Genomic DNA, 1,195 nt, shown 5'->3' on the forward strand with positions numbered 1-1,195 from the left:
CCCGTCGGACGGCGCGGCGACGGCGCGGATGGTGGCCGCCGCCGGCGCCGCGCTGGTCGCCGGCCGGCCGGCGACCGCGCTCGGCGTGCTCGATCGGGTGGCGCCCGTCGCCGACCCGGCGACGCGGGCCGACGTCCAGCTGCTGCGGGGGATGGCGATCCAGCAGAGCGGCCGGCCGATGGCCGCCTACGCGCTGCTCGAGGACGAGGCCGAGCGCGTGCTCGCCCACGATCCCGGTCGCGCGGCGGGCCTGTTGATGCAGGCCGGCATCGCGCTCGTCGCCCACGGTCCGATGGAGCGGCTCGGCGCGCTCGCCGAGCGGACCCTGGCGCTGGCCCCGCCCGGGGCCGATCTGGTCCCGGCGATCTTCGCCGCCTCGGCCCTGACGAGCCTCGGCGACCACGCGCGCGCTCGCACGACGCTGCGGGAGCGGACGGCGGCGCTCGAGGCGTTCGACCCCACCGGCCCGGCCCACGAGGTGCTGGCGGTGGCGGCGCTCTGCTTCCTCTGGATGGAGGACCTGGACGACGCGGACCGGCTGGCGTCGCGGCTGGTGCGGACCAGCCTCGAGCGCGGCGCCGTCACCTCGCTGGCTCGCGCCCGGTCGGTCCTGGCCAACGTCCGGCTGCGGCAGGGGGCGTTCGCCGAGGCCGCGGTCCTGGCCGACCAGGCGGTGGGGCTCGGCGAGGACTCCGCCGGCGGCTTCCTGCACTCGATGATGCTGACGACCGCCGCCTTCACGGCCGCCCACGTGGGCGACGACGCCGCGGTCGCCGCCCACGCCGGCCGCGCCCTCGAGCTGGGCCTGGAGCTGGGGCTGACGTCGACCCTGGCCTGCGCCGAGCAGGCGCTGGGCGTCGTGGCGCTCAGCCGCGGAGACGCCTCGCTGGCGCTCCCGCACCTGGAGCGGGCGCTCGAGCACCAGCGGCGCTTCGGATCGCGCGACCCGTCGTTCCTCTACACCCAGGCGGACCTGGCCGAGGCCTACGCCCGCACCGGACGGCCCGACGCCGCCCGGACGCTGATCGCCGAGCTGGTGGACGGCGCCGAGCGGACCGGCGGCGCCTGGGCCGAGGCCGCGGCGGCCCGCTGCGCGGCGCTGATCGACGGCGACGAGCGCCTGGACGAGCACGCGGCCGCCGCGCTGGCCGCCCACGACCGGGTGGCGCTGCCGTTCGAGCGGGCCCGGACCCAG

General features: G+C 78.9%; 1 protein-coding gene. It reads left to right on the forward strand.

Annotated elements, in window-relative coordinates:
- Nucleotides 1–1,195: tetratricopeptide repeat protein (locus PAI11_RS23490; RefSeq protein WP_040601540.1), on the forward strand; the 1,195-nt coding region annotated here is incomplete at both ends.

Origin of the sequence: Patulibacter medicamentivorans (assembly GCF_000240225.1) — a bacterium.
Lineage (GTDB): Bacteria > Actinomycetota > Thermoleophilia > Solirubrobacterales > Solirubrobacteraceae > Patulibacter > Patulibacter medicamentivorans.